We start from the raw sequence: 26,963 nt of genomic DNA, 5'->3' as shown, positions 1-26,963 counted from the left end.
GCGATGCGTGCCGCCGGCAAAGCATGGATCTCCGTCGTCGTGCTGGTCGCCGGCATCGCGCTGCTGCCTGGCCTGCTGTACCTGCTCGGGCTGGCATTGGCAGGCGGTCGGCCGAAGCCGGCCGACCGTGCGCCCAGTGGTGTGGCTGCGTGTAGCAGCGAGCCACGGGCGGGATACCAGCCGATGAACCCCTGGCGCTTTACCGCCCAGTTCTTCGACAAGGACGCGATGAAGAAGGTGCCTGAAGTGGAGCGGGAGGCCTTCTGGATTGCCCGGCGCTACCTGTGGCGGCAACCGCAGCGCGGCATGCTGCGCTGGCATCTCAGCAGTACCGCACTGACGATCTGGATCACCCGGCATTGGAGTGCCGCGCAGATTGCCGACACCGCGAGGAAGGAGGACTTCTGCCGGACCTGGTCGAAACGGCGGGTGCCCGGTGGCCCGATGAACCAGTAGATCCACGCCATGCGTGGAGGGTGTTGACCGGGTCAGAGCCCTTTCCTGTGGAAAGGGATCCGACCCCGTTGCGTGCAGCCCTACCGCCTCGGCCGCCGGTCATCCTGATCATCACCGAAGATGATCCGCGCACTGCGCTGGTAGCTCCAGTACGCGACTGCCCAGTTCAGCAGCACCACGATGCGGTTGCGGAAGCCGATCAGGAAGAACACGTGCGCGGCCAGCCAGAACCACCAGGCCAGCACGCCGGAAAGCTGCAGCCGGCCCAGGTGCACGATCGCGGCCATGCGGCCGATGGTGGCCAGGTTGCCGTAGTCGGCGTACTTGAACGGGCCGGGCTCGGGCTTGCCGTGCAGGCGCGCGCGGATCACCTCGGCCACGTACTTGCCCATCTGCTTGGCGGCCGGTGCCACCCCGGGTACCGGCTTGCCGTCGGCTTGGCTCAGTGCGGCCAGGTCGCCGGCCACGAACAGCTCCGGGTGACCGGGCAGGGTCAGGTCCGGTTGCACCGGCACGCGTCCGGCGCGGTCCAGTGGCACGTCCAGCGTGCGCGCCAGCGGTGAAGCGGCCACGCCGGCGGCCCAGACCACGGTGCGCGCCGGTACGAACTGTTCGCCGAGCTTGAAGCCCTGGCTGTCGATGTCGCTCACCGGGGTACCGGTCAGCACTTCCACCCCCAGCTTTTCCAGTTGGCGGCGCGCCTTCAGCGAAAGCACATCCGGGAACGAGGACAGCACGCGGCGCCCAGCCTCGACCAGCCGCACCCTGGCGCTGGCCGGGTCGATGTGGCGGAATTCGTTGCGCAGCGTGTGGCGCGCGATCTCGGCCAGGGTGCCGGCCAGTTCGACACCGGTGGGACCACCACCGACGATGGCGAAACTCAGCCACGCCGCCTTCTTCGCCGGATCCGGTTCAGCCTCGGCGCGTTCGAACGCCAGCAGCAGCTTGCGGCGCAGCGCGATGGCATCGTCCAGCGTCTTCAGGCCGGGCGCATCATCGGCCCACTGATCGTTGCCGAAGTAGGCGTGGGTGGCGCCGGTGGCCAGCAGCAGGCTGTCGTAGTCCAGCGTGCTGCCATCGGCCATGCGGATCTGCCGCGCCTGCTTGTCGATGGCCACCACTTCGCCGAGGCGGACTTCCACATTGCGCTGGTGGCCGAGGATGTGGCGCAGCGGTGCGGCGATATCCGGCGCGGACAGGCCGGCGGTGGCCACCTGGTACAACAGCGGCTGGAACAGGTGATGGTTGCGGCGATCGACCAGGGTGATGCGTATGCGCTCGCGGGCCAGGGCACGGGTGGCCCAGAGACCGGCAAAACCGCCGCCGACAACGACCAGGTGGGGAACGCGTTCGCGACTCATCGACTCACTCCAGTGGGGGCATCGGGGGAAGCGCCTGGCATCTTCGCACGGCGGCCACCTGTCACGTCAGCGCCGGCCCGGATCGGCGATACTCGGGTTCAGGCAACGGCCCGTGAGGAGCCCATGAGCGAACCGGAAAAGCGCATCGCCCTGTTGATCGACGCCGACAATGCGCCGGCCTCGAAGATCGACGAGGTCCTGGCGGAAGTCGCCCGCTACGGCGTGGCCAACGTGCGCCGTGCCTACGGCAACTGGAAGAGCCCGCGACTGAAGGGGTGGGAAGCGGTGCTGCATGAGTATGCGATCCGCCCGATCCAGCAGTTCGCCTACAGCAAGGGCAAGAACGCTTCGGACATGGCGATGGTGATCGATGCCATGGATCTGCTGTACGCGCGCAACCTTGATGGCTTCGCCATCGTCTCCAGCGATGCGGACTTCACCCCGATGGTGATGCGCCTGCTGACCGATGGCGTGAAGGTATATGGCTTCGGCGAGAAGAAGACGCCCGAGCCATTCGTCAATGCGTGCTCGAAGTTCACCTACCTGGAGGCACTGGGCCAGACCCATGCCAGCGTGCCGGATGCCGAACAGGCGTCCAGCGAGCAGGCCTCGAACGAGCCGGTGGCCAACGACGATGCCCGGCCACGCAAGAGCGGTGCGGAAATGCGCAGTGACACCCGGCTGGTGAAGATGCTGCGCCGTGCGGTGTCCGCGGCCGAGGGTGAGGATGGCTGGTCGCACCTCGGCCCGGTCGGCAGCCAGATCGGCAACCAGGCTTCGTTCGATCCGCGCAACTATGGCTACGGCAAGCTCAGCGACCTGCTGGCGGCGATCGGCCTGTTCGAGCTGAAGAAGGATGGCAAGTCCTCCTACGTGCGCGCGCTGCCAAAAAAGAACCGGTAGTGCCGGCAAAAGAACCGGTAGTGCCGGCCGCTGGCCGGCATGCTACAGACGCAAGATCCCGCATCCGGCACGCACACACCCGTAACGATCAGGCGTATCGTTGCCGCTCGCATTGCCAGCAAAGGAAACCCGCATGTTGAAGATCTGGGGCCGCCGCAATTCCAGCAACGTCCGCAAGGTGCTGTGGTGTGCTGAGGAAATCGGCCTGCCGTACGAATCCATCGAGGTCGGTGGCAGCCACGGCGGCACGCAGACGCCGGAGTACCAGGCGATGAATCCCAACGGCCTGGTGCCGGTGATCGAAGACCACGGCCTGCCGCTGTGGGAATCGAACGCCATCGTGCGCTACCTGAGCGCCCGCTACGCGCTGGGCACCCTGTACGCCGAGGACCCGATGGAACGCGCCCAGGCCGAGAAGTGGATGGACTGGAGCACTTCGCGGATGGCGCCGCTGTACAGCGACCTGGTCTGGGGCATCATGCGCACCGCGCCGGCCGACCGCGACGAAGCGCGGATCAATGCCGCCATCGTGCGCGCCGGTGACTACCTGGCGATGGCCGACGCCACCCTGGCCAGGCAGCCGTGGCTGTCGGGCGAGACGTTCGCGATGGGCGACATCCCGCTGGGCTCGCTGGTCTATGCCTGGTTCGAACTGCCGATCCAGCGACCGGAGCTTCCGCACCTGGCGGATTGGTATGCGCGCCTGCGCGAGCGGCCGGCCTACCAGCGCGGCGTGATGTCGCCGCTGACGTAAGCACTGCCCGGTACTGAAACGCAGCCGAGCACGGCTCGGCTCTAAGGTAGTGCCGAGCCATGCTCGGCAGTGCTCTACGGGATCAATACAGGTCCGTTGGATCCACATCCAGCGACCAGCGCACCTTGCGCGCTTCCGGCAGCGCATAAAGCTGCGGCACCAGCTGCGCGAGCACGCCATGCAAGGGTGGCCGCTGCGGCGCCGACAGCAGCAGCTGTGTGCGCTGGTAGCCCGCGCGCCGCGGCATCGGCGCCGGCATCGGGCCGTACGCCTCCACCACGTTCTGCTCGCCCAGCAGCTGCCGCGCAGCCAGCAGGAACGCATTGGCATGCTCCACCTGCTGCGCTTCGGCGCGCATCAACGCCAGGTGCGCGAACGGGGGGAACCCTGCGGCTTGCCGCTGGTTCAACTCGGCCTGCGCGAACGGGTGGTAGCCACCGCTCACCAGGGTTTCCAGCAGCGGGTGACCCGGGTGATGGGTCTGCAGCCAGACCTCGCCGGGGTCACGTGCACGCCCGGCGCGACCGGCCACCTGGATCAGCTGCTGCGCGAGTTTCTCACTGGCGCGGAAGTCAGCGGAGAACAGGCCTTCGTCGATGCCGACCACCACCACCAGGGTCAGCTTCGGCAGGTCGTGGCCCTTGGCCAGGATCTGCGTGCCGACCAGGATGCCGGGCTGGTCGCCCAGTTTCGCCAGCTGCTGTTCCAGCGCATCGCGGCGTGAGGTGGTGCCACGGTCGATGCGCACCACCGGGAAATCGGCGAAGGCGGCGGTGAGGTGTTCTTCCAGGCGTTCGGTGCCGATGCCCTGCGGCTGCAGCGCCAGGCTGCCGCAGGCCGGGCATGCCAACGGCGCCGGTTGGCGCGCGCCACAGTGGTGGCACTGCAGGCGTCGGCCGCCACCATGCACGGTCATCGGCGCATCGCAGCGCTGGCACGGCGCGGTCCAGCCGCAGTCGTGGCACAGCAGCACCGGTGCATAGCCGCGGCGGTTCTTGAACACCAGCACCTGCTGGCCACGCTGCAGGTGTTCGCCGATGCCGGCCAGCACATCGGCCGAGAGGCCATCGTGCAGCGGCCGCTTGCGTACATCGAGGATGCGCACGCGCGGTGGCCGTGCATCGCCGGCGCGCTGCTTCAGGCGCAGGTGCGTGTAGCGCCCGGCGTAGGCGTTATGCAGCGTTTCCAGCGAAGGGGTGGCACTGCCGAGCAGCACCGGAATGCCCAGTGCCTTGGCCCGGACCAGGGCGAAATCGCGCGCGTGGTAACGGATGCCGTCCTGTTGCTTGTAGCTGCCGTCGTGTTCCTCGTCGACGATCAGCAGGCCAGCCTGCGGCAATGGCGTGAACACCGCCGAGCGGGTGCCGACGATGACCCGTGCTTCGCCACGCGAGGCGGCCGCCCAGACGCGCGCGCGCTCGTTGTCGTTCAACCCCGAATGCAAGGCGTGCACGGCGATGCCCAGGCGGCCGCGGAAACGTGCCAGGGTCTGCGGGGTCAGGCCGATTTCCGGCACCAGTACCAGCGCCTGCCTGCCCTGCGCCAGGCAATGGATGATCGCCTGCAGGTAGACCTCGGTCTTGCCGCTGCCGGTCACGCCGTCCAGCAGGAACGGCTGAAAGCCGTCGGCAGCGTTGATCGCAGCCACCGCCCCGGCCTGGTCCGGGTTGAGCGTGGGGCCGGGCAGCGGCTGCGCATGCTGCGGTGCCACCGTCATCGCCACGCGCTCGGCCAGCGCGCGCTTGGCCAGGCTGCGTGCAGCGGTGCGCCAGTCGGCCATGCGTTCGCCGAGCACGTCCTCATCCACGATCGCTCCGGCCAGCAGCTCGGCCAGCTGCCGCGGACGGCTGCCGGCGCGCAGCTTTTCGCGCTGGGCGTGGCCTTCGGTGGTCAGCTGCCAACCCCAGTGATGTGTGTCGGGCAGGGCCTCGCCATGGCGCAGCGGTCCGGGCAGGGCGGTGCTCAGCACCTCACCCAGCGGCGCATGGGTGTAGCGCGCCAGCCACTGCAGGCTCTGCCAGAGTTCGCCCTGCAGCAGCGGCTGCCGGTCGCACCAGGCCAGCGCCTGGCGCAGTCCCTGGCCGTCGTCGGTCTGGCCGTGGCCAGCCACCACGCCGACCAGCTCGCGGTTGCCGAACGGCACCTTCAGGCGGCAGCCGACCGCGGCCGTGGGGCCATCGCCCTCCGGCGACAGGTAGTCGAACAGGCGCGGCAGGGGGACGGGCAGGGCGACCTGCAGGGTCGGAATGGGCGAAAGCATCGGGCCAGTGTAACGGGCCATGCGCGCGCGAATGGCAGGGGAGACGTGCCCGGGCGACGACCGCTGAATCATAAATGTCACCTAAATATCGGTGTCCATTGGAGATTCAGTCTTATCCACATGTTCTGTGGATAACGTTGTGCGTTACCGGTCGACGGCAACCCAGGAGGCCGATGGCGACGAGCTCACGCTTGTGTTGGTCAAAAAATCGCCACACTTGAAAGGCATTCAAAATCAACAACTTGAGTGTGAAACATTGCTGAAACAGAGTGAATTCAGCTGCATGCCGCAATTTCCCGCGCGGGGAGCGTGGTGCTGTGCACAACCTGCAGCACGAAGTGCCTGTGGGCGCAAGTCCTACGGGTGCCGATGGGCTGCCGCTATCATGCCGGCAGACCTTTGGAGTGACCGATGACGGCTGTGCCCGCCCCTGTTTCCTCGACCGCGGCCGGCGCGCTGTCGGCGTTCCTGCGTGGCGTCGAACGCCGCGCCCTGGTGGTGGCTGAACTGCAGTGCGGCGATGCCGCGCGTGCCGAGCAGACCCTGGTGGCAGTGATGCGCGCGTTTGCGGCGGTCGCCAGCGACCTGCCGATGGCGCAATGGCCGACCCGCTTCTGGACCCTGCTGGGCCAGCGCCAGGCGCTGCGCGAGCCGGCGGGCGGGCAGTGGGCGCCGTCGTTGGCCGCGTTGGGCGCGATGCCGCCACTTCCACGACTGGCGCTGCTGCTGCGGGTGGGCGGCAGCCTGGACGAGGGCATCGCCATGCGCGTGCTCGACCAGGACGAGGCCGGCTACCAGCACCTGCTGGCCGATGCCTGCCCGCGTGACGCCCAGGGCCGGCCCGATGCCGTGGCCTGGCGCCAGTTGGCCGAGCAGGTACAGGCGCGTGTCCGTGACCTGCCGGCCGCGCGCCTGCAGCAACTGCAGCAGCCGGCCGCACCCACCACCCACAATGAAGCACCGGCCTCCAGCTGGCGCGCACCGCAGCGGGACGAGCGTGCGGCCGCCAACGCCAAGCGCCGTCGGGCGAGTGCCAAGCCGCGCTGGCGCGGTCCGCTGATCCTGTTGGCGACCGTGGCGGTGCTGCTGGCCGCGGCGCTGGGTTGGCGCTACCTGCAGGGACATTCGTTCGGCAGCGATGCACCCTTGCCGGAGGGCGTGGTGGGCGAAGCCGGTCCGGTGACCGTGGAAGCCCTGCCACCGAGCAAGGTCGACGCCACACCGGACGCGGGCCAGGCGCAAGCCAATGATGACGCAGCGATGCTGGCAGACCGCGACTACCCGCTGGTCGCCGATGCCGACCTGTACGCGTGGACTGCCGCGGGCGGCCCGCTGCCGGTGGATGAATCGCAAGCCAAGCCGAGCCGGCCGGAGCCGGCCAGTGCCACGCTGGAAACGGCTGCCGCCGATGAATAAGTCCGTGCTCGCCAGCCTGCTGCTGGCCCTGCCGCTGTCGCTGTCCGCCGCACCGCAGCCGTTGAGTGTGCCGTTGCCGCCACCAGTTCCGGGCAGTTCGCCGGCCACGCCGGCGTCGGCCGCTGCAACAGCACCTGCGGAATTCGCCCAGCTGGATACGCAGCAGCAGCGACAGCGCCGTGCCGACTACGCCGCCTGGCGCGCATTGCCGGAAGCAGAGCGCGAGCGCATCCGTCAGGCGGCTGCGCGCTTCAATTCGCTGCCGGCCGATCAACAGCAGCGCATGCGGCAGCAATTCCAGGCGCAGGATCAGGCGTTCCGCGACGGATGGCGGCTGGGCCCGCAGCTGGGCCTGGAATTCCCCAAGCTGCACGGACTGTTCGGATTCGTGCCACCGGAGCAACGCGAGACCGCGCTGGCCGTGCTGCGCCAGCTCAACCCGGCGCAGCTGGCCCAGCTGGCCCTGGTCGCGCAGCGCACGCCGCCGCAGGAACGCGACACGGTGCGCAGCGCCTTCCTCGCCGTGCCCGCCGCCGAGCGCGACAGCTGGCTGAAGCGCCAGGCCGGCCAGTAGAAAAGGGGACGGAGGGGATTAAGTCGCATTCGGCACTGACTGGCCTGATACGACTTAATCCCCTCCGTCCCCTTTTTTGTGTGGGGCGGCTGAAACCCAGCATTCACGCCATGTCATGGGAATGCAGGCGCCGCCCGCGTAAGATGAGCGCCCGCAACCCGGTGCCTGTGCCCTTCGCGCGCAACCGCAGTTCGCGTCAAGCACCTTATGTCTACTGCAACCTCCACGCCGCGCTTCAGCAAGGAAGTCGGCGCCACCGGTCTGCTCGCCCTGCCGCTCGTGCTGGGCCATGTGTCCACCGGTCTGATCTCCTTCGTCGACAACGTGATTGCCGGCCACCACGCTACGGCGACCCTTGCCGCAGTCACCATCGGTACGGCGCTGTTGTGGCTGCCGATGTTGATTCCGATCGGCACCCTGATCTCGCTCACCGCTTCGGTGTCGCAGCTGCACGGCGCCGGCCGCGAGCGCGAGATCGGCCCGCTGTTCCGCCAGGCACTGTGGCTGGCGCTGGGGCTGGGGCTGATCATGTTCACCTTCCTCACCGTGGTGCCGCCGCTGCTGCCGGCCTTCGGCATCGCGCCGGACATCGTGCCGGGGGCGACCGCGTTCCTGCATGCGGTGCGCTGGGGCGGCCCGGCGCTGACCCTGTACTTCTGCATGCGTTATCTCAGCGAGGGCATGCACTGGACGTTGCCGACCATGCTGCTCGGCTTCGGTGGCCTGCTGGTGCTGGCACCGATGGGCTACGTGCTGGCCAATGGCAAACTCGGCTTCCCGGAGTTGGGGGCCGAGGGCCTGGGCATCGCTTCGGCGGTGATGATGTGGCTGCAGGCAACCGCATTCGCCCTGTATCTGTGGCGGACCAAGCGCTTCGCCCATCTGCAGCTGTTCTCGCACTTCGAGGGACCGCGCTGGAAGGCGATCTGGGAGCTGCTGCGCACCGGCCTGCCGATCGGCATCACCGTGCTGATGGAAGGCGGCCTGTTCATCGTCACCGCCTTGCTGATCGGCCGCCTGGGCGCCAATGAAGCGGCGGCACACCAGATCGCGATCAACGTCGCGCAGCTGTGCTTCATGATCCCGATGGGCGTGGCCGAGGCCACCACCGTGCGCGTCGGCCATGCGGTCGGCCGTGGTGACGGCTTCGGCGTGCGGCGTGCGGCCTGGGCCGGCTACGCGATCATCATGGGCACGCAGACGTTGTCAGCGGCGGTGCTGCTGTTCGGCCACGATGCCATCGTCGGTGTGTACACCAACGACCTGGCAGTGGCCGGCCTGGCCTCGACCCTGCTGCTGTACGCGGCCACCTTCCAGTTCCCGGACGGCATCCAGGTGCTGTCGGCGGGCGCGCTGCGCGGCCTCAAGGACACCCGCGTGCCGATGTTCATCGCCATGTTCGCGTACTGGGGCTTGGGCATGCCGCTCGGCGCCGGGCTCGGCCTGGGGCTGGGCATGGGCCCGCAGGGCATGTGGATCGGCCTGATCGTCGGCCTGACTGCCGCTGCCATCCTGATGGGCTGGCGCCTGCGCCGCAGCAGCCAGCGCATCGGGCAGTCCGCGCTGTCCTGATCTTCGTGCCCGCCACGTTCACCCGTGACGGGCGATCCCCTGACTTGTGTCCGATGCTGCATCACGCGGCACCGGCTATGCTGGTACCACGGCAAGAAGCCATCCGGAGCGTTCCATGAATCAACCCGTGCCCCCGCTGCCCCCGGCGCGTCGCAACCCCGTCGCCAGTTTCTTCATCGGGCTGTGGGACGTCATGAACTTCACCCGCCGGTTGATCCTCAACCTGGTGTTCTTCGGCCTGCTGTTCCTGCTGCTGGTGATGTTCGTCATCGCCGCCGGCATGGGCGCCGGTGCCAGCAAGTCGCTGCAGGACCGCACCACCCTGGTGATCGCGCCGGAGGGCCGCCTGGTCGAGCAGTTCAGTGCCGATCCGGTCAGCCGCGCACTGGCCAAGGCAGTGGGTGACAACGGTGCCGAAGAGATCCAGCTGCGCGATCTGCTGCGGGTGATCGAGTCGGCCAAGGACGACAAGAAGATCGAGCGCGTGGTGCTGGAGCTGGACAAGCTGCAGCCGTCCGGCTTCGCTTCGCTGCGCGAAGTGGCCGCCGCGCTGCAGGATCTGCGTGCCTCCGGCAAGCAGCTGGTGGCCTACAGCGAGAGCATGGGCCAGTCGCAGTACCTGCTGGCCGCGCAGGCCGACGAGGTCTACCTGGACCCGATGGGTTCGGTCGTGCTCGAAGGCCTCGGCCGCTACCGCCAGTACTTCCGCACCGGCCTGCAGGACAAGCTGGGCGTGGACGTGCACCTGTTCAAGGTGGGCGAGTACAAGTCCGCGGCCGAACCGTACGTGCTCGACGCCGCGTCGCCGGCCTCCAAGGAAGCCGACCTGTTCTGGATGAACGATGTGTGGCAGCGCTATCTGGGCGACATCGCCAAGGCGCGCCGCCTGGATCCGGCGCAGCTGGCTGCCGGCATCGACACGCTGCCGGAAGGCATTGCCGCCGCCGGTGGCGACCTGGCCAAGTTCGCGCTGCAGCAGAAGCTGGTGACCGCGCTGAAGACCCGCGAGGAGTTCGAGGATCTGATGATCGAGCGCGGCGTGGCCGACGAAGACGCCGACGGTGGTTTCCGCAACGTCGACTTCGGGCGTTACCTGGCCCTGCTCGACGCGCGCCGCAACCCGGTGGACTCGCGTCCGCAGGTGGCCGTGGTGGTGGCTGCCGGCGAGATCAGCGGTGGCGACCTGCCGGCCGGCCGCATCGGCGGCGAGTCGACCTCAGCGCTGTTGCGCGCCGCGCGCGACGACGACAACGTGAAGGCCGTGGTGCTGCGCGTCGATTCGCCGGGCGGCGAGGTGTTCGCCTCCGAGCAGATCCGCCGTGAAGTGGTGGCGCTGCAGGCTGCCGGCAAGCCGGTGGTGGTGTCGATGGGCGACCTGGCTGCCTCCGGTGGCTACTGGATCAGCATGAATGCCGATCGCATCTACGCCGATCCGTCGACCATCACCGGTTCGATCGGCATCTTCGGCATGGTGCCGAACTTCAGCCGCGCGCTGGACAAGATCGGCGTGCACACCGATGGTGTCGGCACCACCCGTTTCGCCGGTGCATTCGATGTCACCCGCCCGATGGACCCGGCCGTGGGACAGGTCATCCAGTCGGTGATCAACAAGGGCTACGCCGACTTCACCGGCCGCGTCGCCGACGCCCGCAAGAAGCCGGTCGAGGCGGTGGACGAGGTGGCTCGCGGCCGCGTGTGGAGCGGTGCGCAGGCCAAGGAACGCGGCCTGGTCGATGCCTTCGGTGGCCTGAAGGATGCCGTGGCCGACGCTGCCAGCCGTGCCAAGCTGGGCAAGGCCGACGCTTATCGCGTGCGCTACATCGAGAAGGCGGCCACGCCGTTCGCACAGTTCGTCAGCGGTTTCGCCGGCAGCCGCGCCGGTGCCTGGATGCTGTCCGATTCGGGCATGGCGCGGATGATGCTGGCACGCACGATGCCGGAAGTGGACACGCAGCTGCGCTTCGTCGAGAACGCGGCCCGCGAGAAGGGCAATGGCGCACCGGTGAAGGCGCTTGCTTACTGCTTCTGCGGGTTCTGACGGAAGCCATCCACGCAGGGCGTGGAACTACTGGACAGCGAAACGCCCGGCCTTGGCCGGGCGTTCTCGTTCATGGGGTCTGATCCCTTGGCTTCGCAAAGGGCTCTGACCCCATAGGCCACTCGTCATCGCGCCGCGTCGGCCTCGGCCTTGCGCTCGCGTGCGGCGGCTTCATCCACGGCCTTCTGCGCGCCCTTGGCGCGGTCCAGCGGCTCCTGCATCGCATGCGACATCGCTTTGGGTACCGGTGGCTTCTCCGGGTTCGGCGTCGGCGGACGCTGGCAGGCCACCAGCTGCACGATGGCCAGCAGGGACAAGAACAGGATCAGGATGCGCATGGCGGTACTCCGCGGTGGGCGTTCGCGCAGTGTCGCATCTCCGGCAACGCCCTGCCGTGAGCGCGTATCCTTGCGGCATCGAAACACAGCGGGCGCGGCCCCGGAGGACACATGACCCAGCAACGGTGGCGCCTGGACGGCCAGACTGCCCTGATTACGGGCGCCAGCGCCGGCATCGGCCTGGCCATCGCGCACGAACTGGCCGGCCTCGGTGCCGACCTGATGATCGTGGGCCGTGACATCGATATGCTGGAGACGGCGCGCGACGAACTGCTGGACGTGTATCCGCAGCACCAGGTGCACGCGCTGGCTGCCGATGTCTCTGATGACGAGGACCGCCGGCAGATCCTGGACTGGGTGGAAGACCACAGCGATGGCCTGCACATCCTGGTCAACAACGCCGGTGGCAACGTCACCAAGGCGGCCACGGAGTATTCCGAGGACGAATGGCGCAAGATCTTCGAGACCAACCTGTTCTCGGCCTTCGAGCTGTCGCGCTACGCGCATCCGCTGTTGGCGCGGCATGCGTCGTCGTCCATCGTCAACGTCGGCAGCGTGTCCGGCCTGACCCACGTGCGCAGTGGCGTGGTCTATGGCATGACCAAGGCCGCGATGCACCAGATGACGCGCAACCTGGCCGTCGAGTGGGCGGAGGATGGCATCCGGGTCAACGCGGTGGCGCCCTGGTACATCCGCACGCGGCGCACGTCCGGTCCGTTGTCGGACCCGGACTACTACGAGGAAGTCATCAATCGCACGCCGATGCGTCGTATCGGCGAGCCGGAGGAAGTGGCTGCCGCGGTAGGCTTCCTGTGCCTGCCGGCGGCCAGCTATGTCACCGGCGAGTGCATCGCCGTGGATGGTGGTTTCCTGCGCTACGGGTTCTGATCTTCCAGCGGATAGTGCCGGCCGCTGGCCGGCAACTGGAACCATTTTTGAAGATCCTGCGATTGCCGGCCAGCGGCCGGCACTACCGCATGGCAGTCACCCCGGTACCGGGCAGTTGCTGGCCTCCAGCACGCCCTGCAACCGTTCGCGTTCGCCCCGGGCCTTGTCGCGGTTCTCCGGCGAGGCGAACCGCTCGCGGCCACGTGCGTCGCGGAAGCGTTGCTGCCAGCTGCTGCAGCGCTGCGCGTCCGGCAGTTCCTCGCAGCGGTCGCGCACCACTTCGCAGCCTGCAGCGTTGACCGGTGTGGCGCCGCCCAGGCCCTGCACGGTCATCAGTTCGCAGCGGCCGGGGGCAGCCTCGTATTCGTGCAGGTAGCCACCGCCCTGGCTGTCGGTGCACTGGAAGATGGGCGGCAGCGGCGGCTTCGGCGGCGCATTGCTGTCCGGCGCGGCATCGGCCTGGCGTGGCAGCGATGCACTGTCGAGTATCAGATCGCCGCCTTCGCGTTCGACCATGCCGGCTTCCATGATCGTGCGTCCTTCGCCGGGGCGGCGGGGGCTGGGCGCGGAAGCCGGCGGCATACCCGCCGCCGCCGGTTCGGGTGGCGACGGCACAGGGGCCGGCGTGGGCGACGCACTGGCAGCGGCCGGAATCCGCACCACCTGCTGCTTGCTGCCGCCAGGGCAGGGCGTACGTTGCAGGGTGGGCACATCGCTGTTGCTGGAGGTGCAGCGGTAGATCACCCCGTCGTCGGCCACTGCGTTGCCGGCGAACAGGCCCAGGGCCAGCCAGATCAGGTTCTTCATGCGCACAGCGTACATGCCACGGCAGGTGCTGCGCTCAGCGTTCGCAGTCGCGCGACAGGCGCGCGTCGATGCCACGCTGTTCGTTGCTGATGGCGGTGCGTTCACTCTGCAGCGCGCTGTTGTAGCGGCGGTCCAGTTCCCAGCGGCGGTCGCGCAGGCGCGCGCAGACTTCCTGTGGCGGCAGCGCGTGGCAGCTGTCGCGGACCAGCACGCTGCCGGCCGGAACCTGTACACCGACACCTACCGCTGGCGGCCGGTAGCCGGTTCCTTCACCGATGGGGGGGGCGACCGGCGTGCCGAAGGCGGGGCGTGGGCCGGGATGGACCGGGCCGTGGTGCCCATGCGGGAGCCAGACGCTGGTCCACAACGGCACCCAGCGCGGATTGCCCTCGTTGTTGTCGCTGGTGTAGCGGCGACCGTCGTCGCTTACGCACTCGTACAACGGTTGTGGTGGCTGGAGGTAGACGTGGCGGACCTCACGATCACGCATCACCGGAACCTCGTCCGGCCGGGCGGGTGCCGCGTCGCTGCGCACCACCCGGGGGGCCGGGTCGCGCGGGCGCTGCAGGTCACGCACTTCCTGCCGGCCACTGCTGCATGGCTTGTCCTGCAGGGCCACGGCGCCGTTGCTGGCGACACAGCGGTACACGCGCACGTCCTCGGCGGCGGGTGCGGTCCATGGCAGCAACAGGCACAGGCCCAGGGCGGTGCGCAGCAGGTTCATGGCGGCAGGGTGCGTGATTGTCCGCGGCAGTGCAATCGTCGGTTCAGGAGCGCAGCACGTTGCCGCTTAGCGCGTCGCGGATCGGGGTTGGCTGGGCCAGGCCGCCGGTCTCGCCGTCGAGGAGGCCATCGAGCAGGCGCAGCAGGCGCGGATCGAGCTCGGCACGGCTGCGGGCCGGTGGTTCACCGGCCAGGTTGGCGCTGGTGGAGACCAGCGGGCCACCCCAGGCGCGGCACAGGGCGGCGACCAGCGGGTGGGCGCTGATGCGCACCGCGATACCGCTGTGTTCGCCGGTGACCCAGGGCTGCGCGTGCGGACCGGCCGGCAGGATCCAGGTGTTGGCGCCCGGCCAGCTGGCCAGCACCGCGCGCTGGCGGGCGTCGGGCAATGCCTGCAGGCGGACCCAGCCCTCCAGCTGCGACAGTTCGGCGGCGACCAGGATCATGCCCTTTTCGATCGGGCGCTGCTTCAGCCGCAGCACCGCGTGCACCGCGGCTTCATGTGACGGATCGCAGCCCAGGCCCCAGACCGCTTCGGTCGGATAGGCAATCACGCCACCGGCGCGGAGCGTGGCGACAGCAGAGTTCAGGGTGAGTTCTTTCATGACGGCGACCGGCCCGGCGTGGGCCTCCATTATCCCCCCGCTGCGTGCAGAAGGGGTGGAACGCGCCCGCTCGGTAGTGCCGGCCGCTGGCCGGCATCCGAGGCTTCCAGGTGTTGCCGGCCAGCGGCCGGCACTACCCCTCATCCGCGCATCGCGTGGATCTACTTCTTTGCAGCGGTCTTCTTGACAGCCTTCTTCGCCGGTGCCTTCTTTGCGGCAGCTTTCTTCACCGCCTTCTTGGCCGGCACTTTCCTGGCCGTGGCCTTCTTCGGCGCTGCTTCCTTCTTCACTGCAGCCTTCTTGGCCGGCGCCTTCTTCGCGGCGGTTTTCTTGGCGCCGAAGCCCTTGCGCACCGGCTTGCCGGTTTCTTCCATCAGCTGTTGCACTTCGGCCAGGGTCAGCGATGACGGCTCGCGATCCTTGGGGATCTTGCCGTTCATCTTTCCATCGCTGATGTACGGGCCGAAGCGGCCGTTCAGCACCTGGATGTCGCTGCCCTCGAACTCCTTGATGATCCGGTTGCGCGCGATCTCTTCCTTCTCTTCGATCAGGAATACGGCGCGGGCCAGGTCGATGGTGTACGGGTCATCTTCCTTCTTCAGCGAGGCGTAGGTGCTGCCGCGCTTGGCGAACGGGCCGAAGCGGCCGATGCCGACGCTGACCGGCTCACCATTGTCCTCGCCCAGCGCGCGCGGCATCAGGAACAGTTCCAGCGCGTCTTCCAACGAGATGGTGTGCATCGACTGGCCGGGGCGCAATGAGGCGAACTTCGGCTTTTCCTCGGCGTCCTCGGCGGTGCTGCCGATGGCAGCATACGGCCCGAAACGACCCAGCCGCACGCTGACCGGCTTGCCGGTCTTGGGGTCGGTGCCGAGCTCGCGCGCACCACTGGCCTCGGCGCGGTCGACCGATTCCTTCTTGTCTTCGACCAGTTCCTTGAACGGCTCCCAGAAACGGGCCATCAGCGGGATCCATTCTTCCTCACCGCGCGAGACGGCATCGAGCTCGTCCTCAAGCCTGGCGGTGAAGTCGTAATCCACGTACTGGGTGAAGTGGCTGGACAGGAACTTGGACACCGCGCGGCCCACGTCGGACGGGCGGAAGCTGCGGCCTTCCATTTCCACATACTTGCGGAACAGCAGGGTCTGGATGATCGAGGCGTAGGTCGAGGGACGGCCGATGCCGTACTCTTCCAGCGCCTTCACCAGCGCCGCTTCGGTGTAGCGCGGCGGTGGCTGGGTGAAATGCTGTTCGGCCAGGATGCGTTCCAGCGGGATGCGGTCGCCCGGCTTCATCGCGGGCAGCTTGCGGCCCTCATCTTCGTCCTCGGCGCTCTTGTTGTCCTTGCCTTCCTCGTACACGGCCAGGAAGCCGGGCACGACCACGGTGGTGCCGCTGGCGCGGAACACGTGTTCGCTGCCGGCCGACAGGTCGACGCTGACGGTGTTGAGCGTGGCCGGGATCATCTGGCAGGCCACCGCACGCTTCCAGATCAGCTCGTACAGGCGCCGCTCGTCGTCGGTCAGGAAGCGGGCGACCTGCGACGGCGTGCGCAGGGCCGAGGTCGGGCGCACCGCTTCGTGCGCTTCCTGGGCGTTCTTCGACTTGGTCTGGTACGTGTTGGGCTGGTCCGGCAGCGAGGCGATGCCGTAGTCGCGGGCGATCACGTCGCGGATTTCCGCCAGCGCGTCCTGCGACAGGTTCACCGAGTCGGTACGCATGTACGAAATCAGGCCGACGGTGCCTTCGTCGCCGATGGCCACGCCCTCATACAGCTTCTGCGCCACCTGCATGGTCTTGCGGGTGGTGAAGCCGAGCTTGCGCGAGGCTTCCTGCTGCAGGGTGGAGGTGGTGAACGGCGGCGCCGGGCGGCGCTTGCGCTCCTTGCTGGCCACGTCGGTGACGTGCAGCGAACCCTGCGCGGCCTGCTGGATGCGCATGCGCGCCGCTTCAGCGGTGTCGCCATCGGTGACGGTGAACTGCTCGAACTTCTGCCCGTCCAGCTTGACCAGCTTGGCATTGAAGTGCTGGGACGGGTGCGCGCACTCGGCAGCGATCGACCAGTACTCGCGGGCGATGAAGGCTTCGATCTCTTCCTCGCGCTCGACGATCATGCGCAGCGCCGGGCTCTGCACGCGGCCGGCGGACAGGCCGCGCTGCACCTTGCGCCAGAGCACCGGCGACAGGTTGAAGCCGACCAGGTAGTCCAGCGCGCGGCGGGCCTGCTGGGCGTCGACGAGGTCGCTGGCGATCGCGCGCGGCTGGCTGATCGCTTCCTTGATGGCGCGCGGGGTGATCTCGGTGAACACCACGCGCTGCATCGGCTTGTCCTTGACCAGCCCGCGTTCCTTCAGGATCTCGGCGATATGCCAGCTGATCGCTTCACCCTCGCGATCCGGGTCGGTTGCCAGCAGGATGTCGTCGGCGCCCTTGGCGGCCTTCGCGATCGCATCGACATGCTTCTCGTTCTTGTCGATCACGTCGTAGTGCATGGCGAACCCGTTGTCCGGGTCGACCGCGCCTTCCTTCGGAATCAGGTCACGCACATGCCCATACGAGGCCAGGACGGTGTAGTCCTTGCCGAGGTATTTGTTGATCGTCTTGGCCTTGGCCGGCGATTCGACGATGAGCAGGTGCTTGGGCATGGCAGCAGTGTCTGTGGGGCGAGCCGCAGGGAAGGGGCCGCTAGGGTGGAGCAAACGGCCGCATTAGTGAAGCGGCCACGGACAAATCAATACGCTGAACGCCCGGTAGTGTGCCGGGCGTTCAGGTTTCACCTTATTAGAGGAATCACGCCCGGCCAGCCCCTGTCAAGCAGCCAGACGTGAGGATGGCCGTTCATGAGGCCATCTTGGCGATGAAGCCGACCGCAGCCACCAGCAGCACCAGGCCCGCGACCGTCAGCAGGCCGGTCAGTACCAGGATCACGATGGTGACCGTACCCAGCTCATGGCGCTGCAGCTGCGGCTGGTCGGTGTAGGCCCAGCGGTCGACCACCAGGGTGTCGCAGATCATGTCGTGCAGGCCCTGCTTGCGCTCGGTGAAGGCGGCCATCAGGAAGCCGATCCCCAGGGTGAAGCTGCTCAGCAGCATGGCCCAGTAGCGACCGAAGGCGCGGCCCCGGGTCAGGCGGTCACCGTTGCTGCGCACGACCTTGATGCCGACCGCCATCTTGCCCAGCGTGGCGCCGCCCGGCGAGGAATGGAACCAGGTGTAGTAGGCCACGCCGATGGCCATGTTGATCAGCGCGCTGGCCAGCTGCGCGACGATTTCGATGGAGGTTTCGCCACTGCCCACCGCGCCCATGCTGGCGCCAAGCACCACGCCGATGATGGCGCCGATGATGCCGCCCGGCACGGCCAGCACGAAGTAGTCGATCATGTAGGCCGCGACGCGCTTCCAGAAGCCGGCGTAGACCACCTCGCCGCCGATCACCGGCCGCGCGCCACCGGCAGCGGCGGCGGCCGGGGCGTTGTAGGGCGAGCTGCTGAGCGCGCCCGTGCCAGGCAGCGGCGCAGTGCCGTTGTCGATGGCGGCGTAGTCGCTGCGCAGGTCGAAGCCGCCACTGGCAGTGGCGGTGCTGGCGTCGGCCAGCGTCTGCAGGCCCAGTTCATCGACCACCTGGCGCAGTGCAGCCCACTGGGCCATGCCTTCGCGCCAGACCAGGGTGTCCAGGTTCAGTTCGCCGCGCTGGAAGCGCTGGCGGATCTCCTGGACCGACAGCGGGCCCTGGCGTTGCTGTCCTACGGCGTAGTACCACTCAGTCATTGCATGTTCCCTGTTGGATCGTCCTTGGAGGTGCTGCCGTGCGCGTGGCTCAGCCGCGGCACGACGTCGGCAGGTACTTGTCGTCGCTTTCACCGCTGCATTCCCAGCGGCCGCTGTCGCGATCATATTCCAGCCACAGCAGGTCGCCATCGAGGCTCTTGCCGGGCACGGCCAGCGTTGCTTCGATGCCACAGTGACCGTTGTTGAAGCGGCCGATGTTCACCGCCGACAGGCCGGCCTGGGTGAAGTCACCCGGGGCCGGGAAACCGGCATCGTTGGCGCCGGGGCAGCGGCCTTCATCGTCGGCGAAGTGCTGCACCTGCTGTTTCAGCGGCTGCAGGGCATTGACCGCGGTCGCGATCCTGGCACGCACGGTGTAGTCGTTGTATGCGGGCAGGGCGATCGCCGCGAGGATGGCCATGATCGGTACCAGTACCAGCAGCAGGCCGCCGCCGATGATCGCGGTCAGGGCGCAACCGGAGAGCTTCTTCTTCGGCGGTGGCAGAACCCCGGCTGCCGCTTGGGTGGCATAGGGCGTGGACGGCGGCAGCACAGGCGGCTGCGGCGGAGGGGGGGCCACCGGTTCCGGTTCCGGCTCGGGTTGCTGGGCCGGCGCAGCAACGTCCAGTGCCGGCACGATCAGGCCCAGCTCGTCGACCACGGTACGCAACGGCTGCCATTGCGGCAGGCCGTCGCGCCAGACCAGGGTGTCCAGGGAGATCTGGTTGTTTCGGAACAACTCGACCAACTGTTCCGCCGGCAGCGGGCCTTGCTGCCGGTTGCCTTCTGCATGGAACCACTCGCTCACGGGGACGCTCCTGAATGCGCTATGCCCCCAAGTGTACGGTCAGTGAAGGGGTTCTGGCTCGTCCATGAACATCTGCGTCTCCATCCAGGCATAGGCCGCTTCGGAGCCGGGCTGGTTGAACAGCACCATCAGCACGACCCATTTCAGGTCGTCCAGGTCCAGTTCGTCCTGGTCCAGGGCCATCGCCCGGTCCAGCACCAGCTCGCGCTGGTCGGCGTCGAGGATGCCGTGCTGTTCCAGGTACAGCAGGAAGCCGCGGCATTCCACATCCAGCTTGTCCAGCTCGGGGCCATGGTAGATGCGCACGGGGCCGTCGACCCGCGCCTGGGCCACGCTCGGCCGCTGGGCGGCCAGGGCATCGAGCCAGTCGAACGCCTTGTTGATCTCGGTGGGGCTGAAACCGGCCTGGATCAGGCCGTTCTGCAGCGAATCGCGGTCACGGATCAGGTCCGCATCTTCGCTGAAATAGTGTTCAAACAGGTACAGCAGTACATCCAGGATGCTCTCTTTCATTGCCCCTCGGCCTGCGTCGCGCGACGCTGTGGAGGTGAAGAAACTAGGGAGTTCGACAGTAGCGGCCGTGTACGCACACCACGATTCCCGCCAGTTCCATGGCAAGCAGCATGGAGGACACCTGGGACGCCGTCAATCCACAGCGCGTGATCAGTGAATCCATACCGCTTGGGTTGTGGTCCAGGGCTCGCCACAAGCACTGGTAGTCAGGGTCGTCGGCCCAGCGCGCCGGCAGGAGGGCCGGCAGTGCCTGTTCAGTGGGGGTGACCAGCCGCGATTGCAAGCCCGGCAGCTGCTGGCGAAGGGCGGGGGCGAGCAGTTCCAGAACCTCCTCGGGGCGCTCGACCAGCGCCGCGCCCTCGCGGATCAGGCGGTGGCAGCCCGCCGCGCGCGGGTTGAGCACCGATCCGGGCAGGGCACAGACCTCGCGGCCTGCCTCGGCGGCCAGGCGCGCGGTGATCAGCGCGCCCGAACGCTGCGCGGCCTCGACCACCACGGTGGCCAGCGCCAGCCCGGCTACCAGCCGGTTGCGCGCGGGGAAGTGGCCTGGGCGGGCCGCCGTACCCGGCAGGTACTCACTGAGCACCACGCCCTCGGCGGCGATGCGCGCCTGCAGCCGGGCGTGGCTGTCCGGATAGGCGCGGTCAGGGCCCGTGCCGATCACCGCCACGGTGCAGCCACCGGCCTCCAGCGTGGCCTGGTGCGCAGCCGCATCGATGCCTGCGGCCAGGCCGCTGGTCACCGCCAGGCCCGCCTCGACGAAACAGCCGGCAAAACGCGCGGCCAGTGCGCGCCCGCCCGGGGTGGGGGAACGGCTGCCGACCAGCGCCACCGACGGGCGCCAGGCCAGGCTGGGGTCTCCGGCGACGAACAGCGCCAGCGGCGGGTTGGGCACCTCCAGCAACGAGGGTGGAAAGGCCGGATCGGTGCAGGGCAGCAGGTGATGGTTGTCCTGTTCCAGCCAGCGCAGGGCGGATGCACACGCCCGGGCGTCGGGACGTTCCAGCGCGGCGCATTGCTCCGGCGTGCAGCCGTGCGCGCGCCAGTTCGCCGGGCCTTGCGCGATGGCGGCTTGCGCACCGCCCGCGGCCTGCAGCAGGGCCCGTCGTGGCGCCAGTGCGCCTCCCGCCATCAACAGGCGCAGCAGCGCCTCATATGCATGCGTGGTCATCCCCCACTATCGGCCGCACGCAACAAAGGCGCCCTAGGGCGCCTTCGCATGTGATCGTCAGGTTTTCCCGCAGACGCCTGCCGGGCAGCGGCCGGCACGCCCGGCAACGGTTACTTTGCGTCCGGGTGCAGCGCGTTGTAACCCACCTGCACCGGCTTCACGCCCTGCATCACCAGCGCGTAGCTGACGTTGTCGAAGGTACGGAACACCATCGCGTGCGCGGCATACTCGTCCGGCAGCGAGACCCGGCCCGCGCCGGTGCTGAGCGAGTCGTCCATGCGCGAGGAGCCCGGGTACTTCATGCGGTGCGCCACATGGCGGCCCGGGCGCCACAGCGAGAACACGGTACCGTTGTCCACGCCCTGGGCACGGCCGGCCGAGATCGCGATCACGTCGCGCGGGCCACCGGCGTTGAACATGTCGGTGACGGCCAGCACGCGCACGTCCACACCCTCGACACCGGCAGCGGGTACATGAGGGATGAACTGCAGGTCGTACGGCTTGGCTTCGACCGGCACCAGGCGGTCACCGGCGCGCACTTCGCGGCCGCCGTCGTTCTTGTCCAGCACCAGCGTGGAGGCCTCGACCTTGCCGCCGGCAATCTGGGTGATGGTGCCGGTAGCGACCTGGGCCAGCTCGTAGCCGAGCACGCCACGGCGGGCGTTGGGCGCGTTGTAGGCCTTCCACAGGTTGCCGCTGCCCGGGGTCACGTCGCCATTGGCGGTCAGGTCTTCGGTCGGCTTGGGCTGGGCGTACCGCACGGTCGGGCGTACCACGGCCCAGCGCTGGCCCACCTGGGCATCGGCCAGGCGCACGTAGACGGTGTCACCGCCGGACACGCGCAGGCGGCTGTCCTCCAGGCCGACCACGTAGGGCAGCTGCTTGATGCTGTCGACAACGCTCAGCTGCTTCAGGAACGGCTCGACCTTGGCCAGCGGAATGGCGTCGATCGGGGCCTCCTGGCGCGGGCCGGCCTGGGATACGGTCACCCGGTCCAGGTAGGCCAGGCTCAGCACGTCACCTGGATAGATCAGGTGCGGGTTGGCGATCTGCGGATTGGCTTGCCAGATCTCCGGCCACAGCCAAGGCTTCTGCAGGAAACGTGCGGCGATATCCCACAACGTATCCCCTTTTCGGACCACATAGGTGTCCGGGTGCCCGCCATTCACTTCCACGGCGGTAGCATAGGCAGCCACGGTCAGCATCGCCGCGGCGACGACCGTACGAAAACGAAGCAACATAGGTGTGAAGCCCTGATTCCCCAACAGGTCCGCGCACTATAGTCCAGAAACCGGGGCGCAAGGCAAGCGTTGGAGCTAGAATCTGCGACGTATGCCGGCGTGCCGGCCCCCTATCCGGAAACAGCCATGGCCCTTCTCCCCATTCTCGAGTTCCCCGATCCGCGCCTGCGTACCAAGGCTGCGTTGATCGACGCCGCCGAAGTCACCACGCCGGCCTTCCAGGAACTGATCGACAACATGTTCCAGACCATGTACGACGCCCCGGGCATCGGCCTGGCGGCCACCCAGGTGGACGTGCACAAGCGCTTCATGGTCATCGATGTCAGCGAAGAAAAGAATGAACCGCATGTGTTCATCAACCCGGAAATCGTCGCCAGGGACGGGGGCCGGGTGTACCAGGAGGGCTGCCTGTCGGTCCCGGGCATCTTCGCCGACGTCACCCGCGCCGACACCATCACCGTGAAGTACCTGGACCGCAACGGCCAGGAACAGCAGCTGGAGGCCGGTGAAGTGCTGGCCACCTGCATCCAGCATGAGATGGACCACCTGGACGGCAAGCTGTTCATCGACTACCTGTCGCCGCTCAAGCGCGAGATGGTCCGCAAGAAGCTGGCCAAGCAGCGCAAGCACGTGGCGTGATCGCCCATCCGGGCCGCCCTTCGGGTGGCCCGTGCCTGCGCGACGCGCGCGGGCTGCACGGCGCCGGCCGACGGCGCCGTTTTCTTTCCTGCACGAATCCATCCTGCAAGTGGGGTAGCCATGAGGATTGTCTTTGCCGGTACGCCGGAATTCGCGGTGTCGTCGCTGCGCGCCGCGGCGCGCCACCACGAGGTCGTGGCCGTCTATACCCAGCCTGACCGGCCGGCCGGCCGTGGCCGTGGCCTGGCACCGTCGCCGGTCAAGCTCGAGGCCGTGGCCCGTGGCATTCCGGTCTACCAGCCCGAATCACTGAAGGACGAGGCTGCACAGCAGCAGCTGCGCGACCTGCAGCCGGACCTGATGGTGGTGGTGGCCTACGGCCTGATCCTGCCCAAGGCGGTACTGGCGATCCCGACCCACGGCTGCTGGAACGTGCATGCCTCGCTGCTGCCACGCTGGCGCGGTGCTGCGCCGATCCAGCGCGCGATCCAGGCCGGTGACGCAAAGACCGGTGTGTGCCTGATGCAGATGGAAGCGGGCCTGGATACCGGCCCGGTGCTGCTGCACCAGGAACTGCCGATCGCTGCCACCGATACCGGTGGTCAGCTGCATGACAAGCTGGCCGAGCTGGGTGCACAGGTCCTGTCCGACGGCCTGGGCCTGCTGCGGGCCGGCATCAAGCCGATCGCGCGGCCGCAGCCGGAGCAGGGCGTGACCTATGCGCACAAGCTGGACAAGGCCGAAGCCCGTCTGGACTGGGCGCAGGGCGCCGATGTGCTGGCGCGTACCGTGCGTGCCTTCAATCCGTGGCCGATCGCCGAAGCGACGCTGTCTGGCGAACGCGTGCGCATCCATGGCGCGGTGGCGCTGGATGCGGCCCACGGCCAAGCGCCGGGCACGGTGCTGGCGGCCAGCCGCGATGGCATCGACATCGCCTGTGGGCAGGGTGCACTGCGTTTGCGTACGCTGCAGCGGGAAGGCGGCAAGGCGATCACCGCCGCCGACTACCTCAACGCCCGCCGTGATCTGCGCGTGGGAGCATAAGCGGTGTCGAAGCAGAACGATTTCTCCGTGGCCAAGGCGGCGCCGGGCGCGGCCACGCGCATGCTGGCCGCACGTGTGCTGGCACAGGTGTTCACCCGGGGCCGTTCATTGAAGGCCGAACTGGCCTGGGCGCTGCCGAAGCTGGCCGACAGCCGCGATCGTGCCCTGCTGGAAGCGCTGTGCTTTGCGGTCCTGCGTCGCCGCAGTACCTATGACGCTGCCTTGCAGTCGTGGATGCAGAAGCCGCTGTCGGCGCGCGACGCCGACCTGCGCACCCTGTTGATGGTGGGCTTCGCCCAGCTGGACGTGCTGGAACTGCCGGCGCATGCGGCGCTGTCGGCCACGGTCGATGCCGCGCGTGCGCTGGGCCGTGAGCGCCAGGCCGGCCTGGTCAATGCGATCCTGCGCCGCGCGCAGCGCGAAGGTTTCCCGGAGCAGCCGGCGCGCGATGCCTTCCCGGAATGGCTGGCCGATGCGGTGGAGCGCGATTGGCCGGCACAGGCCGACGCGATCTTCAGCGCCAGCCTGCAACCGGCACCGTTGTGGCTGCGTGCCAACCGCCAGCACGGTGGCCGTGACAAGGCACTGGCGGCACTGGCCGAGGCGGGCATTGCCGCCGAACCCAGCGCGCTCTGCGCCGATGCATTGCGCCTGGCAGCCCCCGTTGCGGTGAACCAGCTGCCGGGTTTTGCCGACGGCGCACTGTCGGTACAGGACCTGTCGGCGCAATGCGCAGCCGACGCGCTGGCGCCCGCGACCGGCGCCCGCGTGCTGGACGCCTGTGCGGCGCCCGGTGGCAAGTCGGCGCACCTGCTGGAACGTGACCCCAGTCTGCGCCTGCTGGCGCTCGACATCGATGCGCGTCGCCTCGCGCGCGCCCGCGATACCTACACCCGCACCGGTGTGGGTGAGGGCGCGCAGACCCGGGTGGCCGATGCCAGCGATCCCGGGGCCTGGTGGGATGGCACGCCGTTCGACGCCATCCTGCTGGATGCCCCGTGCTCGGCCACCGGCGTGATCCGCCGCCAGCCGGACGTGATGTTCCACCGCCGCGCCGAGGACATCGATGCGCTGGTCGGCGTGCAGGCCCGCCTGCTGGAGGCCTGCTGGTCGATGCTGCGCCCGGGAGGCGTGCTGCTGTACGCCACCTGTTCGATCCTGCGCGCCGAGAACGTCGATCAGGTGCGAGCCTTCCTGAAGTGGCATCCGGACGCAGCGGCACAGCCTCTGGATGACACATTCGGCCTCGATTGCGAGGGGATTGCGCGCCAGCGCCTGCCGGGTGACAACGATGCTGACGGTTTCTTTTACGCGCGTCTGCTAAAAACAGCCTGACCCCGCTGACGTTCCGAGTCCCATGCTGAAATCCCGCGCGTCGCGCGAGACGTGGTTGTTCGTGGTGATGGCCCTGCTGGTGCTGGGGGCCGGGCTGGGCCTTCGTGATCCGTGGCCGTCGGACGAACCGCGCTTCGCGCTGGTGGCCAAGCAGATGTTCGACAGCGGGCAGTGGCTGTTCCCGCATCGCGGCACCGAGCTGTACTCGGACAAGCCGCCGATGCTGATGTGGTGGCAGGCCACGCTGTACAGCCTGGTCGGGCAGTGGCGCGTGGCCTTCCTGCTGCCGTCGCTGCTGGCGGCCCTGGGCACGCTGTGGTGCGTGGTCGACCTGGGGCGGCGCCTGTGGACGCGGCGGGTGGGGCTGTACGCCGGCTGGGCGCTGCTGTTCGCGCTGCAGTTCACCTTCCAGGCGAAGAAGGCGCAGATCGACCCACTGCTGCTGCTGTTCATCACCCTGGCCAACTACGGCCTGCTGCGCCACCTTCTGCTGGGACCCAGCTGGCGCTGGTGGTGGCTGGGCTGGTTCTTTGCTGGCATCGGCGTGATCACCAAGGGCGTGGGGATGCTGGCGCTGCTGATGCTCGTGCCTGCGGCGATCGCCGCGGCGCTGCAGTGGCCACGGGTGGGACTGCATGCGCGCGACGCGCGTTTCTGGCTGGCGCCGCTGGCCTTCCTGCTGGCGGTGTCGTTGTGGCTGGCGCCGATGCTGCTGGCCGGCTTTGCCACCGGCTCGGACGAGTACCGGGCCTACATGGACGACATCCTGTTCCAGCAGACGGCGCGGCGCTACGCCCATTCCTGGGACCACCACCAGCCCGCCTGGTACTTCCTGGCGACGATGCCGCTGATGTGGATCCCGGCGTTCCTGGCCCTGCCCTGGGCGATTCCGGCGTGGCGCCGCCGGCTGCGCCGTCGCGACCCGCGCTACGTGCTGCCGCTGGCCTGGTGGCTGATGGTGGTGCTGTTCTTCTCGATTCCGGCCGGCAAGCGCGATGTGTACATCCTGCCGGCGCTGCCGATGTTCTGCCTGGTGCTGGCGCCGCTGTTGCCTGGATTGCTGAGGCGGCGCGACGTTCAGGCCGTGGTGGGGGTGTTCACCGGCCTGCTGTCACTGGGCCTGGCCCTGGCCGGTGCGATGGCGGTGCTGGGCGAGCCGGCCTTCGAGCTGCGCCTGACCCACAGCCGCGGGCTGGCGCCCGGCGCTGTCGACGCACTGGCCTGGACGATCCTGGCGATGGGCGTGTGGGGCGGATTGAGCCTGCTGGCCTGCGGCCGTCGCCGGCATCTGGCGCTGGTGTCGACCCTGGGGATGGTCTGGGTGCTGTACAGCCTGGTCGGCTATCCGCTGCTGAACGATTCCAGTTCCGCCCGCGGCCTGATGCGCACGGTTGGTAGCCGTCTGGGCCCGGATGCCGAATTGGGGCTGGTGGCCTGGAAGGAGCAGCATCTGCTGCTGGCCGACCGTCCTGCAGCGACCTTCGGTTTCGAGACGGACTGGGACGAGCAGCTGATTGCGGCCACGCGCTGGCAGCGGCTGGCGCCCGGACGCCGCTGGTTGCTGGTGCACGAATACGCGATGCTGTCGTGCGTCGACCGCAACCGTTCTGAACTGGCCGGCGTGGCCAACCGGCGGCGCTGGTGGCTGGTGCCGGCAGCAGCGGTGAAGGTGCCCTGCGTGGTCACTGCAGAGGAGCGCGAACGTGAACGGCGTTTGCAGGAACATGACTAGCCACCACGATTCCGGCT

The 26,963-nt window shown here is 68.3% G+C and carries 24 protein-coding genes; 12 read left to right on the top strand and 12 right to left on the bottom strand.

The annotated features are described in order from the left end of the window. Nucleotides 1-3: 3 nt before the first annotated feature. Nucleotides 4-456 carry a hypothetical protein gene (locus tag ACSDHM_RS16815; RefSeq protein WP_088496611.1) on the top strand — a complete coding sequence of 151 codons (453 nt, stop codon included), beginning with the start codon at nt 4-6 and terminating at the stop codon, nt 454-456. 80 nt (nt 457-536) lie between these two features. On the opposite strand, the gene ACSDHM_RS16810 is transcribed toward ACSDHM_RS16815, so the two are convergent. Next, complete coding sequence (locus ACSDHM_RS16810) at nt 537-1,817, bottom strand: NAD(P)/FAD-dependent oxidoreductase (RefSeq protein ID WP_439426436.1); 1,281 nt, start codon at nt 1,815-1,817, stop codon at nt 537-539. Between the two features lie 123 nt (nt 1,818-1,940). Here ACSDHM_RS16810 and ACSDHM_RS16805 point away from each other — a divergent pair, with 123 nt between their 5' ends. Next, nucleotides 1,941-2,720, top strand: coding sequence for an NYN domain-containing protein (locus tag ACSDHM_RS16805; protein ID WP_049470953.1), 780 nt, complete (start codon nt 1,941-1,943; stop codon nt 2,718-2,720). Nucleotides 2,721-2,853: 133 nt separating this feature from the next. Then, nucleotides 2,854-3,474, top strand: coding sequence for a glutathione S-transferase family protein (locus tag ACSDHM_RS16800; protein ID WP_072167265.1), 621 nt, complete (start codon nt 2,854-2,856; stop codon nt 3,472-3,474). 82 nt (nt 3,475-3,556) lie between these two features. Here ACSDHM_RS16800 and ACSDHM_RS16795 read toward each other — a convergent pair whose 3' ends face one another. Beyond that, a complete protein-coding gene (locus ACSDHM_RS16795) occupies nt 3,557-5,734 on the bottom strand; it encodes a primosomal protein N' (RefSeq protein ID WP_072167302.1) in 2,178 nt (725 codons plus the stop codon). Between the two features lie 411 nt (nt 5,735-6,145). Here ACSDHM_RS16795 and ACSDHM_RS16790 point away from each other — a divergent pair, with 411 nt between their 5' ends. The 4 genes from ACSDHM_RS16790 (at nt 6,146) to sppA (ending at nt 11,334) form a co-directional block, all read left to right on the top strand. Further along, nucleotides 6,146-7,150 carry a hypothetical protein gene (locus tag ACSDHM_RS16790; protein ID WP_088496608.1) on the top strand — a complete coding sequence of 335 codons (1,005 nt, stop codon included), beginning with the start codon at nt 6,146-6,148 and terminating at the stop codon, nt 7,148-7,150. Further along, nucleotides 7,143-7,724, top strand: coding sequence for a DUF3106 domain-containing protein (locus ACSDHM_RS16785; RefSeq protein ID WP_072167263.1), 582 nt, complete (start codon nt 7,143-7,145; stop codon nt 7,722-7,724). Before ACSDHM_RS16790 ends, ACSDHM_RS16785 begins: the two co-directional genes overlap by 8 nt. A 207-nt stretch (nt 7,725-7,931) precedes the next feature. Beyond that, entirely contained in the window at nt 7,932-9,296 is a 1,365-nt protein-coding gene (locus ACSDHM_RS16780) for an MATE family efflux transporter (protein ID WP_005419642.1), read from the top strand. A gap of 115 nt (nt 9,297-9,411) precedes the next feature. Continuing rightward, entirely contained in the window at nt 9,412-11,334 is a 1,923-nt protein-coding gene (sppA, locus tag ACSDHM_RS16775) for a signal peptide peptidase SppA (protein WP_061478137.1), read from the top strand. 125 nt (nt 11,335-11,459) lie between these two features. Here sppA and ACSDHM_RS16770 read toward each other — a convergent pair whose 3' ends face one another. Further along, complete coding sequence (locus tag ACSDHM_RS16770) at nt 11,460-11,672, bottom strand: hypothetical protein (protein ID WP_005419638.1); 213 nt, start codon at nt 11,670-11,672, stop codon at nt 11,460-11,462. 111 nt (nt 11,673-11,783) lie between these two features. Here ACSDHM_RS16770 and ACSDHM_RS16765 point away from each other — a divergent pair, with 111 nt between their 5' ends. Then, nucleotides 11,784-12,560, top strand: a complete 777-nt coding sequence (locus ACSDHM_RS16765) for an SDR family oxidoreductase (RefSeq protein WP_014038643.1) — start codon at nt 11,784-11,786, stop codon at nt 12,558-12,560. A gap of 96 nt (nt 12,561-12,656) precedes the next feature. On the opposite strand, the gene ACSDHM_RS16760 is transcribed toward ACSDHM_RS16765, so the two are convergent. The 9 genes from ACSDHM_RS16760 to ACSDHM_RS16720 all read right to left on the bottom strand — a co-directional run bounded on the left by ACSDHM_RS16760 (nt 12,657) and on the right by ACSDHM_RS16720 (nt 22,196). Continuing rightward, complete coding sequence (locus ACSDHM_RS16760) at nt 12,657-13,367, bottom strand: hypothetical protein (RefSeq protein ID WP_088496606.1); 711 nt, start codon at nt 13,365-13,367, stop codon at nt 12,657-12,659. A gap of 34 nt (nt 13,368-13,401) precedes the next feature. Continuing rightward, on the bottom strand, nt 13,402-14,091 hold the full coding sequence (locus ACSDHM_RS16755) for a DUF4124 domain-containing protein (protein ID WP_188240578.1): 690 nt from the start codon (nt 14,089-14,091) through the stop codon (nt 13,402-13,404). A gap of 43 nt (nt 14,092-14,134) precedes the next feature. Continuing rightward, nucleotides 14,135-14,725: a Sua5/YciO/YrdC/YwlC family protein gene (locus tag ACSDHM_RS16750; protein ID WP_005419629.1), complete on the bottom strand. Its 591-nt coding sequence runs from the start codon at nt 14,723-14,725 to the stop codon at nt 14,135-14,137. Nucleotides 14,726-14,856: 131 nt separating this feature from the next. Beyond that, on the bottom strand, nt 14,857-17,340 hold the full coding sequence (locus ACSDHM_RS16745; RefSeq protein ID WP_439426435.1) for a DNA topoisomerase I: 2,484 nt from the start codon (nt 17,338-17,340) through the stop codon (nt 14,857-14,859). Between the two features lie 193 nt (nt 17,341-17,533). Continuing rightward, nucleotides 17,534-18,463 carry an RDD family protein gene (locus tag ACSDHM_RS16740; RefSeq protein ID WP_061478133.1) on the bottom strand — a complete coding sequence of 310 codons (930 nt, stop codon included), beginning with the start codon at nt 18,461-18,463 and terminating at the stop codon, nt 17,534-17,536. Between the two features lie 49 nt (nt 18,464-18,512). Beyond that, on the bottom strand, nt 18,513-19,271 hold the full coding sequence (locus ACSDHM_RS16735) for a pilin (RefSeq protein ID WP_053496977.1): 759 nt from the start codon (nt 19,269-19,271) through the stop codon (nt 18,513-18,515). 39 nt (nt 19,272-19,310) lie between these two features. After that, a complete protein-coding gene (locus ACSDHM_RS16730; RefSeq protein ID WP_005419622.1) occupies nt 19,311-19,784 on the bottom strand; it encodes a DUF494 family protein in 474 nt (157 codons plus the stop codon). A 43-nt stretch (nt 19,785-19,827) separates the two neighbouring features. Next, nucleotides 19,828-20,955, bottom strand: coding sequence for a DNA-processing protein DprA (gene dprA / locus ACSDHM_RS16725; protein ID WP_072167259.1), 1,128 nt, complete (start codon nt 20,953-20,955; stop codon nt 19,828-19,830). A gap of 110 nt (nt 20,956-21,065) precedes the next feature. Further along, on the bottom strand, nt 21,066-22,196 hold the full coding sequence (locus ACSDHM_RS16720; protein WP_439426434.1) for a LysM peptidoglycan-binding domain-containing protein: 1,131 nt from the start codon (nt 22,194-22,196) through the stop codon (nt 21,066-21,068). A gap of 126 nt (nt 22,197-22,322) precedes the next feature. Between ACSDHM_RS16720 and def the strand changes: the two genes are divergently transcribed. The 4 genes from def to ACSDHM_RS16700 all read left to right on the top strand — a co-directional run bounded on the left by def (nt 22,323) and on the right by ACSDHM_RS16700 (nt 26,946). Beyond that, complete coding sequence (gene def / locus ACSDHM_RS16715; RefSeq protein ID WP_005419619.1) at nt 22,323-22,835, top strand: peptide deformylase; 513 nt, start codon at nt 22,323-22,325, stop codon at nt 22,833-22,835. A 120-nt stretch (nt 22,836-22,955) separates the two neighbouring features. Beyond that, entirely contained in the window at nt 22,956-23,879 is a 924-nt protein-coding gene (gene fmt, locus ACSDHM_RS16710; RefSeq protein WP_439426433.1) for a methionyl-tRNA formyltransferase, read from the top strand. Nucleotides 23,880-23,882: 3 nt separating this feature from the next. Continuing rightward, nucleotides 23,883-25,214, top strand: coding sequence for a 16S rRNA (cytosine(967)-C(5))-methyltransferase RsmB (rsmB, locus tag ACSDHM_RS16705; RefSeq protein WP_065196856.1), 1,332 nt, complete (start codon nt 23,883-23,885; stop codon nt 25,212-25,214). Between the two features lie 22 nt (nt 25,215-25,236). Beyond that, nucleotides 25,237-26,946 (top strand): ArnT family glycosyltransferase, encoded by a 1,710-nt coding sequence (locus tag ACSDHM_RS16700; RefSeq protein ID WP_439426432.1) that lies wholly within the window; start codon nt 25,237-25,239, stop codon nt 26,944-26,946. Nucleotides 26,947-26,963 lie beyond the last annotated feature (17 nt).

It is taken from the genome of Stenotrophomonas sp. T8, from assembly GCF_051853085.1.
In the GTDB taxonomy this organism is placed as follows: Bacteria; Pseudomonadota; Gammaproteobacteria; order Xanthomonadales; family Xanthomonadaceae; genus Stenotrophomonas; species Stenotrophomonas sepilia.
Note: the sequence above shows the minus strand (reverse complement) of the source record. Positions and strands in the feature narration are given on the sequence as shown.

Coding starts and splice junctions, on each gene's coding strand:
- ACSDHM_RS16700 (WP_439426432.1), top strand. CDS start 25,237: ATGCTGAAATCCCGCGCGTCGCGCGAGACGTGGTTGTTCGTGGTGATG.
- ACSDHM_RS16740 (WP_061478133.1), bottom strand. CDS start 18,463: ATGACTGAGTGGTACTACGCCGTAGGACAGCAACGCCAGGGCCCGCTG.
- ACSDHM_RS16785 (WP_072167263.1), top strand. CDS start 7,143: ATGAATAAGTCCGTGCTCGCCAGCCTGCTGCTGGCCCTGCCGCTGTCG.
- ACSDHM_RS16790 (WP_088496608.1), top strand. CDS start 6,146: ATGACGGCTGTGCCCGCCCCTGTTTCCTCGACCGCGGCCGGCGCGCTG.
- ACSDHM_RS16770 (WP_005419638.1), bottom strand. CDS start 11,672: ATGCGCATCCTGATCCTGTTCTTGTCCCTGCTGGCCATCGTGCAGCTG.
- ACSDHM_RS16765 (WP_014038643.1), top strand. CDS start 11,784: ATGACCCAGCAACGGTGGCGCCTGGACGGCCAGACTGCCCTGATTACG.
- ACSDHM_RS16800 (WP_072167265.1), top strand. CDS start 2,854: ATGTTGAAGATCTGGGGCCGCCGCAATTCCAGCAACGTCCGCAAGGTG.
- ACSDHM_RS16720 (WP_439426434.1), bottom strand. CDS start 22,196: ATGTTGCTTCGTTTTCGTACGGTCGTCGCCGCGGCGATGCTGACCGTG.
- ACSDHM_RS16730 (WP_005419622.1), bottom strand. CDS start 19,784: ATGAAAGAGAGCATCCTGGATGTACTGCTGTACCTGTTTGAACACTAT.
- ACSDHM_RS16810 (WP_439426436.1), bottom strand. CDS start 1,817: ATGAGTCGCGAACGCGTTCCCCACCTGGTCGTTGTCGGCGGCGGTTTT.
- ACSDHM_RS16780 (WP_005419642.1), top strand. CDS start 7,932: ATGTCTACTGCAACCTCCACGCCGCGCTTCAGCAAGGAAGTCGGCGCC.
- ACSDHM_RS16805 (WP_049470953.1), top strand. CDS start 1,941: ATGAGCGAACCGGAAAAGCGCATCGCCCTGTTGATCGACGCCGACAAT.
- ACSDHM_RS16745 (WP_439426435.1), bottom strand. CDS start 17,340: ATGCCCAAGCACCTGCTCATCGTCGAATCGCCGGCCAAGGCCAAGACG.
- ACSDHM_RS16815 (WP_088496611.1), top strand. CDS start 4: ATGCGTGCCGCCGGCAAAGCATGGATCTCCGTCGTCGTGCTGGTCGCC.
- sppA (WP_061478137.1), top strand. CDS start 9,412: ATGAATCAACCCGTGCCCCCGCTGCCCCCGGCGCGTCGCAACCCCGTC.
- ACSDHM_RS16750 (WP_005419629.1), bottom strand. CDS start 14,725: ATGGAGGCCCACGCCGGGCCGGTCGCCGTCATGAAAGAACTCACCCTG.
- ACSDHM_RS16755 (WP_188240578.1), bottom strand. CDS start 14,091: ATGAACCTGCTGCGCACCGCCCTGGGCCTGTGCCTGTTGCTGCCATGG.
- ACSDHM_RS16795 (WP_072167302.1), bottom strand. CDS start 5,734: ATGCTTTCGCCCATTCCGACCCTGCAGGTCGCCCTGCCCGTCCCCCTG.
- dprA (WP_072167259.1), bottom strand. CDS start 20,955: ATGACCACGCATGCATATGAGGCGCTGCTGCGCCTGTTGATGGCGGGA.
- ACSDHM_RS16760 (WP_088496606.1), bottom strand. CDS start 13,367: ATGAAGAACCTGATCTGGCTGGCCCTGGGCCTGTTCGCCGGCAACGCA.
- fmt (WP_439426433.1), top strand. CDS start 22,956: ATGAGGATTGTCTTTGCCGGTACGCCGGAATTCGCGGTGTCGTCGCTG.
- def (WP_005419619.1), top strand. CDS start 22,323: ATGGCCCTTCTCCCCATTCTCGAGTTCCCCGATCCGCGCCTGCGTACC.